This window comes from Pseudomonas sp. 31 R 17, assembly GCF_900004915.1.
Classification (GTDB): domain Bacteria; phylum Pseudomonadota; class Gammaproteobacteria; order Pseudomonadales; family Pseudomonadaceae; genus Aquipseudomonas; species Aquipseudomonas orientalis_A.
On the sequence record NZ_CVTN01000069.1, the window covers coordinates 37,339 to 46,996 of the forward strand.

Annotated in this window: 6 protein-coding genes; all 6 read left to right on the forward strand. The window is 63.5% G+C overall.

Going from position 1 to position 9,658, the window contains the following annotated elements; all coding sequences use genetic code 11:
- Nucleotides 1–317 precede the first annotated feature (317 nt).
- Nucleotides 318–2,798 (forward strand): poly-beta-1,6 N-acetyl-D-glucosamine export porin PgaA, encoded by a 2,481-nt coding sequence (gene pgaA / locus BFP89_RS17155; protein ID WP_065886636.1) that lies wholly within the window; start codon nt 318–320, stop codon nt 2,796–2,798.
- A 12-nt stretch (nt 2,799–2,810) separates the two neighbouring features.
- The gene (gene pgaB / locus BFP89_RS17160; protein WP_065886637.1) at nt 2,811–4,808 is read left to right on the forward strand and encodes a poly-beta-1,6-N-acetyl-D-glucosamine N-deacetylase PgaB; all 1,998 of its coding nucleotides are present in this window, start codon (nt 2,811–2,813) and stop codon (nt 4,806–4,808) included.
- Nucleotides 4,809–4,810: 2 nt separating this feature from the next.
- Nucleotides 4,811–6,151: a poly-beta-1,6-N-acetyl-D-glucosamine synthase gene (gene pgaC, locus BFP89_RS17165; RefSeq protein ID WP_065886638.1), complete on the forward strand. Its 1,341-nt coding sequence runs from the start codon at nt 4,811–4,813 to the stop codon at nt 6,149–6,151.
- Between the two features lie 2 nt (nt 6,152–6,153).
- Complete coding sequence (pgaD, locus tag BFP89_RS17170; RefSeq protein WP_065886639.1) at nt 6,154–6,636, forward strand: poly-beta-1,6-N-acetyl-D-glucosamine biosynthesis protein PgaD; 483 nt, start codon at nt 6,154–6,156, stop codon at nt 6,634–6,636.
- A gap of 583 nt (nt 6,637–7,219) precedes the next feature.
- Complete coding sequence (locus BFP89_RS17175) at nt 7,220–8,929, forward strand: ShlB/FhaC/HecB family hemolysin secretion/activation protein (RefSeq protein WP_083208091.1); 1,710 nt, start codon at nt 7,220–7,222, stop codon at nt 8,927–8,929.
- Between the two features lie 31 nt (nt 8,930–8,960).
- On the forward strand, nt 8,961–9,658 hold a 698-nt coding region (locus tag BFP89_RS17180; RefSeq protein ID WP_141689035.1), incomplete at its 3' end, for a filamentous hemagglutinin N-terminal domain-containing protein.

The window sequence follows — 9,658 nt, forward strand, 5'->3', positions numbered from 1 at the left end:
TGGGCGGCGCGCAATAACCCTGAAATGCAGTTAACAATGTGGGAGGGGGCTTGCCCCCGATGGCGGTGTATCAGTCAGCTTATCTGTGGCTGACTCACTGCTATCGGGGGCAAGCCCCCACTCACAGTTGTTTTGTGACTGGCAAAGAATCTGTGTCAGCCAATTCTGAACAATTGTTCTGAATTGGCCTTGCCCCTGCCTGGCTAAGAGATAGTTGCCCCAGGAAAGCTAGGTCGGGTCCCGAGACGCCGACACCCTGATGCACATCGCTCAGGATCACCCATCGTTGCGGCTTTCCTTGTAAGGAAGCCGACGACATGTTGCCAATCCCTCCACTCAGCGCTTCAGGCCGGTTGCGGCTGCTCATCGCAGCAGGCCTGTGCAGCCAATTGCTGATGCCTGCCTATGCCGTGGCCGACCCTGCCTATGACGCCCTGATTATCCAGGCGCGCAACGGTCACTTCACGCCGGCACTGACCCAACTGCGCCAGCTGTCCGCCGAGCGCCAGACGCCAGGCCAGGTCAGCGATCACCTGGTGATTGCCGGTTGGGCCGGGCAGGACGCGGAAGTGGTGAAGGTGTATGAGGCACAGGGCAAGCATCGCAACCTGACCACCCAGGCACTGGCCACGGTGGCGCGCACCTATCGCAATCAAAAGCAGTGGGCCCAGGCCGAGGCGGTCTATCGCCAGGCGCTGCTGCGCGAACCGAATAATATCGACCTGCAACTGGGCCTGGCGCTCACCCAGGCCGATGGCGGCAAGGCCAATGAGGCGGTGCAACGCTTGCGCGCGCTGGTGGCGGCGCAACCGAATGACCCCAACCGCCGCATGGCCCTGGGCTACGCGCTGACCCGCGCCGGCCTGAACTACGACGCACTGTTTGAGTTCGACCAGGCCTTTATCCGTGCCGGCGACAAGCCCGACGTGGCGCGTGAATACATCGTCGCGCTGCAAAAGGCCCGCCTGCCGGAAGCCGCGCTGCGCCTGTCGGCCAGGCGTCCGGGCCTGGTGGACGCGGTGATCCAGCGCCGCCTGGAAGGCGACCTGGCCGCCGAGCGCGTGCGCATCGCCGAGTTCGCCACGCGTACCGAAAAAGAACGCTACGTGGTCGCCGACCGCGCCCTCAGTGACTACGACCGATTGATCGCACGCTGGACGCCGGACGCCAGCGCCCATGACGACGTGGTGCGCTGGCGCATCGACCGCCTGGGCGCACTGAAGGCCAGGGCACGCACCGCCGAGGTGATCCGCGAATACCAGACCTTCAACGCTGAAGGTGTGCAATTGCCCACTTACGCGTTGCGTTGGGTGGCCGCCTCGTACCTCGACCAGCGCCAGCCGGAAAAAGCCGAACCCTTGTATCGCCAGGTGTTGAGTGCGCCGGATGCCGACGCCAGTTACCGCGTCGACGACAGCACCGCGTTGTTCTACGCCCTGCTGGAAAGTGACAAGGTCGAGGATGCCCGCCAGGTCGCCGACACCCTGGCCAAAGAACAGAAACCGCGCGTCGAACTCAAGGGCTTGCCGATTGGCAACCCCAACGACAACTGGATGGACGCGCAGCAACTCTCCGCCCAGGCTGGCACCTTCGGCGGCGACCTGCCGGGCAGCGAAGCCAACCTGGAAGCGCTGGTGGCCAAGGCGCCGGGCAATATCGGCCTGCGCATCGCCCAGGCCGACATGTACCGCGCCCGTGACTGGCCGCGCCGCGCCGAAGGCACCCTCAAGGAAACCGAAGCCCAGGCGCCCCGCGACATCGGCCTGGAAGTGTCCCAGGCCTACACCGCCATGGACCTGCAGGAGTGGCGCCAGATGGACGCCCTCACCGACGACGTGGTCGCGCGCAACCCCGACAACCGCCAGGTGCAACGTCTCAACCGCCTGCGCGATGTGCATGACATGGCCGAACTGCGCGTCGAGGCCTACACCGGCAAGAGCTACGGCGGCGGCAACAACAACGACGCAGGCGCCGTGACCGGCAGCCGCGACTGGGGCATTGAAAGCGTGATCTACACGCCACCCATCGACGAAGACTGGCGCCTGTTCGCCGGTGCCGGCTACGCCACCGCCGACTTCAGCGAAGGCACCGGCCAGCACCGTTGGCAGCGCGTGGGCGTGGAGCGTCGCACCCGCGACATGACGATCGAAGCCGAGGTGTCCAATCACTCCTACGGCGACGGCGCCAAACAAGGCGCGGCAGTGTCGATTGCCCGCGACATCAACGACCACTGGCAGTACGGCGGCAGCGTCGGCTACCTGCTCACCACCACGCCGCTGCGCGCCTTGAACGACGGCGTCACGGCCAATGGCGGCAGTGGTTTCATCCGCTGGCGCGCCAATGAAAGCCGCGAGTGGAAACTGACCCTCAGCCCGTCGCACTTCAGCGACGGCAACGACCGCTTCGAAGCGCTGCTCAGTGGCCGCGAGGGCCTTTACAGCTCGCCCCATGTGCAAGTCGACCTGGGCCTGGAAGTCGGCGCGAGCCGCAACAGCAAGCAAGACACCGCGTACTTCAACCCGAAGTCGGACTTCACGGTGTTGCCCGTGATCAACGTCAACCACGTGCTCTATCACCGCTACGAGACCCAGTGGAGCCAGCAGTTCCAGATCGGCGCGGGCACCTACAGCCAGCGCGACTATTCCACCGGCGGCATCGGCCTTGTCGGCTACGGCCAGCGCTTTCGCTGGAACGACGTACTTGAAATGGGCGCCAACCTCAGCCTGATCAGCCGACCTTATGACGGCGACCGCGAACGCGATCTGCGTCTGCTCGTCGACCTCACTTACCGTTTCTAGAAGAGCCTGACCATGACCGTCCTCAGCCGTTGCTTGTTGGTCCTGGGTCTAATGCTGGCCGCCGCGTGCGCCCAGCAACCCGCGCCCTATACCCCACCCGCGCAGCGGCCAACCGCGCTCAACGAAGCGCCGTGGCCGAAAAACCATTTCCTGGGCATTGCCTACCATGACGTCAATGATCGCGACCCGGATCAGGCGGTGGTGGCGGTGCGTACCGAACGTTTGATCGAACAACTGGCCTGGTTGCGCGAGAACGGCTACCAGGCGGTCAGCGTCGACCAGATCCTGGCCGCGCGCAACGGCGGCCCGGCGCTGCCGCCCAAAGCCATCATGCTCAGCTTCGACGACGGTTATACAAGCTTCTACACCCGCGTGATGCCGATTCTGCGCGCCTACCACTGGCCGGCGTTACTGGCGCCGGTGGGCTACTGGATCGACACGCCGCTGAACAAACCGGTGGACTTCGCCGGTTCACCGCGCCCGCGTGGAGAATTCCTCACCTGGCAGCAGATCCGTGAAGTGTCCCAGTCGGGCCTGGTGGAAATCGCCGCGCACACCGACGCCAGCCACACCGGTATTCTGGCCAACCCCCAGGGCAACCTCGAGCCGGCGGCGACCTCGCTGCGCTACGACCCGGCGACCAAACGCTATGAAACCGACGCGCAATTCCAGGCGCGGATGCGTGCGGACGTCGCGGCCATCACGCAAAAAATCCGCACAGTGACCGGCAAGGCGCCTCGGGTATGGGTGTGGCCGTACGGCGCGGCCAAAGGCACCTCCCTGGCCGTCGTCAGCGAGCAGGGCTACCAGATGGCCCTGACCCTGGAAGACGGACTCGACAGCGCCAGTGATCTGATGAACAGCCCGCGCTTCCTGGTGGCGTCCGACCCGGACGGCGAGCACTTCGCCAACAGCATCGTCGCCGCACAGACCCCGGCGCCGATGCGCGTATTGCATGTGGACCTGGACAATGTCTACGACCCCGACCCGGCCCAGCAGGCGCGCAACCTCGACGTACTGGTGCAGCGCGTGGTGGACATGGGCGCCGGCACCGTATTCCTGCAAGCCTTCGCCGACCCCAAGGGTGACGGCCTGGTGCACTCGCTCTACTTCCCCAACCGTCACTTGCCGGTGCGCGCCGACCTGTTCAACCGCGTCGCCTGGCAACTGCACACCCGTGCCCACGCCGCCGTGTATGCCTGGATGCCCGTGCTCAGTTTCGCCCTCGACCCCAAGCTGCCGCGTGTGACCCGTTGGGACCCGCAAACCGCCAGGCTGGGGCCTGACCCTGACCAGTACAAACGCCTGTCGCCGTTCGACCCGCAGGTGCGCAAAATCATCGGCGAGATCTACGAGGACCTGGCCCGCAACAGCGCCATCGACGGTGTGCTGTACCACGACGACGCCGTGCTCTCGGACTTCGAAGACGCCAGCCCCGCCGCGCTCAAGGCGTACGCGGCCAATGGTCTGCCGGACACTATCGCCGCCTTGCGCGCCGATCCCGCCACGCTGCAACGCTGGACCCGCTTCAAGAGCCGCTACCTGATCGACTTCACCCAGGAGCTGACCACCAAGGTCCGCGCCATTGCCGGGCCGCAGGTGCAGACCGCGCGCAATATCTTCGCCGAACCGATGCTCAACCCGGACAGCGAAGCCTGGTTCGCGCAGAACCTCGATGACTTCCTGCAGGCCTATGACTGGACCGCGCCGATGGCCATGCCGTTGATGGAAGGCCAGGAAGTGAAGACCTCCAATGCCTGGCTGGAAAAACTGGTGGCGACAGTCAAGGCCCGCCCGGGCGCCATGGAAAAAACCGTTTTCGAGCTGCAAGCCAAAGATTGGCGCACCAAAGCCGCACCGGATATCAGCGCTGAGCAACTGGCGCAATGGATGGGCGTGCTCAAACGCCAGGGGGTCAAGAGCTTTGGCTATTACCCGGACAACTTCCTGGAAAACTCCCCGGACCTGAAGACTGTACGTCCGGCCCTTTCCAACCAGTGGAACCCTTGATCATGTTCGACAGAATCCTGGCTATATTCGTGCTGGCACTGGTATTGGGCGTGCCCCTGGGCCTGATCTTCCTGGTCACCGGGCAGTTCCTGATGGACTTCGTGTTTTTCTACCCGCTGTTCATGTCCGCGCTGTGGATCGCCGGCGGCCTGTACTTCTGGCTGCACTGGGAGCGCCACTGGCCGTGGGAGGAAGACACGCCGGCGCCGACCCTGGCCGGCAACCCGCTGATCTCGATCATCATCCCTTGCTACAACGAAGGCGATAACGTCGCCGACACCATGGCGGCCGCCCTGGGCCAGGTGTACACGAACATCGAAGTGATCGCGGTCAACGACGGCTCCAGCGACAACACCGCCGCAGTACTCGACGCGCTGGCGCTGCAACACCCACGCCTGCGCGTGCTGCACCTGGCGCAGAACCAGGGCAAGGCCGTGGCCCTGCGCATGGGTGCGGTGGCGGCGCGCAGCGAATACCTGGTGTGCATCGACGGCGATGCGTTGCTCGACAAAAACGCGGCGGCCTACATGGTCGCGCCGATGCTCGACAACCCGCGCCTCGGCGCCGTCACCGGCAACCCGCGTGTGCGCACACGGTCGACCCTGATCGGGCGGGTACAAGTGGGCGAGTTCTCCTCGATCATCGGCCTGATCAAGCGCACCCAGCGCGTATTCGGGCGGATCTTCACGGTGTCGGGTGTGGTGGTGGCGTTCCGTAAGAAGGCGCTGGACCGCATCGATTACTGGAGCACCGACATGATCACCGAGGACATCGATGTCAGCTGGAAGCTGCAACTCGATCACTGGGCGATCTTCTACGAACCGCGCGCGCTGTGCTGGATCCTCATGCCCGAGACCGTCGGCGGCCTGTGGAAACAGCGCCTGCGCTGGGCCCAAGGCGGCGCTGAAGTGCTGTTCAAGAATATCCGTGGCATCTGGCAATGGCGCCATCGCTACCTGTGGCCGCTGCTGTTCGAATACTGCCTGTCCACCGGCTGGGCGTTCACCTTCCTGCTCTCGGTGGTGTTCTGGGGCCTGGGCAAATTCATGGTGTTGCCGCCGGCGATTACCGTCGACTCCCTGGTACCGCCGGCGTTTACCGGGTTGGTGCTGGCGATGGTGTGCCTGCTGCAGTTCGCGGTGAGCATCCTGATTGACCGGCGCTACGAAAAAGACCTGTGGAAAACCCTGTTCTGGACCGTGTGGTACCCGATGGTGTTCTGGCTTGTGAGCCTGTTCACCACCCTGGTCAGCTTTCCCAAGGTGTTGTTCAACCAGCACCAGAAACGCGCGCGCTGGGTCAGCCCGGACCGTGGTATCAAACCTGCCCAAGAGGAGGCGTGACGATGAAACTGGTCAGAACCCGCCAGAACCTGGTGATGTGGATTGTCGATGTGTTGCTTACCCTGCTGGCCTGGGCCGGCCTGGTCTGGCTGCTGGCTCGGGGCATGAACGCCATGCTCGAAACCCACGGAGGCCCGCGCCTGGAAGCGCCGATCTTCGCCGCGCTCAACACCTTGCAAATCTACCTGTGGATCGCCCTGTTCAACGCCGTGATCCTGATTGCCTGGGCGCGCTACCAGCAACGCAAAGGCCGCAAGTTCGCCCAGCGTCGCGCCGAGGCGAATGCCCTGAGCGATCAGCACTTGAGTGAAAGTTTCAAGCTGGGCGAGGGCGACCTGGAACAACTGCGCCGCCCCGGCGTGCTGGTGATTCACAACGACGAAGAGGGCGGCGTGGGGGAAATCAAATCCCACGTGTCCCGCGACGTCGAACGCCCCGGCCTGGCCCTGGTGCCCGGCTCGGAAAAAGACAAGGGCCTTGGCTGATATCTTCAGCCCTGCAAATACCAATGTGGGAGGGGGCTTGAATTAATGCCGCCCTCTGTAGGAGCGAGCTTGCTCGCGAAAAACGTCAACGATAACGCGTGCTTCCTGAATGAACGCGGTGCCTGTTAGTTTTTCGCGAGCAAGAGCTAGGCGCCCCCCTCGCTCCTACAAAAAAACTGACTGACTGGCATTAGGGCAAGCCCCCTCCCACATTGATATCTCCAGCGCTGTGAGTGCGCACGGGTTCAAAAAAGTTGATTGGATTTCCGATAAATGGGACCCAAATCACAAAACCGCCGCGAACTTTCCTCCGATCCCCGGCACTAACCCTCACTCGACGAAACCTGATGGCTAAATAATGGCGATCACTGTGTGGCAGTCGAACAGCCCTCGAAACAGTTGCCGCCGGTCGGATTAAACGTCTCAGTAATCAGGCCGGTCACTGTTCGATAATTATTTTTTTTTACTAATCATTAGGTTAATCGGAAACGCGCTCTAACACCCGACAGCCTCCGCATCTAGGACTGCCGGACGTTCGATGTTAGCTTCCCGGCCCTTGATTTTCGACGGATCGAACATGCCAATGCCACGGACTCGGTTTCTACTATGCACCTTCCTGCTCACTTGCCTGAGCCTGAACACTGCATTCGCCGCCCCCACCCCCGGGGACCAGGACCTGATCCGCGATCGGCAAAACCGCCTGCTCGAAGAGCAGCAGCGGCGCCTTGAAGAACTCAAGGACCTGCCCGGCAAAGCGGCCAAACCCGAGGCGCCGACCGCGCCCGCCGACACCCGTTGCTTCCCGATCAAAGACATCGAACTCAAAGGCGCCGACAGCCTGCCGGCCTCCGAGCGCGAGCGCCTGCTCAAGCCCTACGTCGGCCAATGCCTGGGCGTGTCCCAGCTCAACGACCTGCTCAAGGCCATCACCGACTACTACCTCGGCAAAGGCCGCGTCACCAGCCGCGCCTACCTGCCGCAGCAGGACCTCTCCACCGGCCACCTGCAAGTGCTGGTGGTGGAAGGCAAGCTCGAAGCCTTGCGCAGCGCCGAAGGCAGCACCGTGACCGAACGCGAATTGGCCATGGCCTTTCCCGGCAAGGTCGGCGAAGCGCTGAACCTGCGCGAAATCGAGCAACTGGTGGACCAGCTCAACCGCCTGCCGTCCAAACAAGCGCAAATGGAATTGACCCCCGGCAAGCAAGTCGGCGGCAGCGACGTGGTGGTCAAGAACACCGCGCAAAAGCCCTGGCGCGCCAGCCTGTCGCGCAATAACGACGGCCAGAAAAGCACCGGCGAACAGCAATGGGGCGCCGGCCTTGAGTGGGACAGCCCACTGGGTCTGGGCGACCAGTTGATTCTGCGCGGCGGCCATGACGCCATCAGCGACCACCAGAAAACCTCGAAAAACACCATGCTCTACTACAACGTGCCGTGGGGCTGGTGGAACTTCAGTTACACCTACAGCGAGAGCGACTACCGCACCTTCGGCGTGACCGATGACTTCAAATACAAGCAGGACGGCGACAACCAGAACCACCAACTGCGCGCCGAACGAGTGATCCACCGCGATGACGTGAGCAAGACCTCGGTCAACGTCGGCCTGGCGCACCTGCGCACCAACAACTACATCCTCGACGTGCGCACCGCGCCCAGCAGCAACCGCCTCAGCGAACTGCAATTGGGCGTCAACCACGGTCGGCGTATCGGCACGGCCTTCGTCAACCTGGACCTGGGCATGCAAAACGGTATCGGCCTGCTCGACGCCCAGTCCCAGGACGAGCGCGACGCCTTCGGCCGCCGCCAGCCGAACTCGCGCTACCGCAAATACACCGCCACCGTCAGCTACCTGCAACCGTTCAGCCTGTGGGGCGAGTCGTTCAGCTTCAGCAGCCTGGCCACCGGCCAACGCAGTGAAGACCCGCTGTTCTCGCCCCAGCGCATGAGCCTCGGCGGCTCGGCTTCGGTGCGCGGTTTCAAGGACCAGTTGCTGACCGGCGACAGCGGCGGCTACTGGCGCAACGAAGTGCGCTGGGCGCGCCCGGTGACCCTCGACTGGATGCGTCCGGCCTTCTTCGAATACGGCGCCAGCGTCGGCTACGACCAGGGCGTGATCCGCAACGACCGCTACAACGACAACGTTCATGGCCGCGTGTCCAGCAACTCCCTGGAGCTGTTCGCCCGAGGCAAGAACGTCAGCACCAGCGTGACCTTTGCCCACTCGCTGGAAAGACCCGGAGTCGTCACCGAGCGCGAAGCGCCGATCTACTTCCGCCTGGATTTGTTCCTGTAATTCAACGTTGCGCCGCAGCGAGAAACTGAAAATGGACGTTCGACAATTTGCCTTCCTGGCCCGCCAACCTTCCGCCGCCCTGAAGCCGCGAAACGCGTTCTTCGGCCTGCCCAAACGCGGGCTGGCGCTGATCCTTGCCAATGCGCTGTTCTGGCAACCGCTGCTGGCCCAGGCCGAGGGCATCGTGGTCAGTGCGCCGGGTACCACGGTGGGCGCAGCGGGCAATGGCGTGCCGGTGGTGAACATCGCCACGCCCAACGGCGCAGGCTTGTCCCATAACCAGTTTCAGCAGTACAACGTCGGCCTCAACGGCGTGATTCTCAACAACGCCAACGGCGCGCTGCAAAACACCCAACTGGGCGGGATCATTGTCGGCAACCCCAACCTCAAGGGCGGCGCGGCCAGCGTCATCCTCAACGAAGTCAACGGCGGCAGCGCCAGCCAGTTGCGCGGTTATACCGAAGTGGCGGGGCAGTCGGCCAAGGTCATCGTGGCCAACCCGTACGGCGTGACCTGCGCCGGTTGCGGCTTCATCAACACCCCCAACGTCACCCTCACCACCGGCAAACCCATCATCGACCCCACCGGCCAGCTGAAAAGCTACCAGGTCGATGGCGGCGCGGTGACCATCGATGGCGAAGGCCTGAACGCCAGCAACATCGACCGCTTCGACATCATCACCCGCTCGGCCAAGATCAACGCACAAATCAACGCCCGCGAACTCAACGT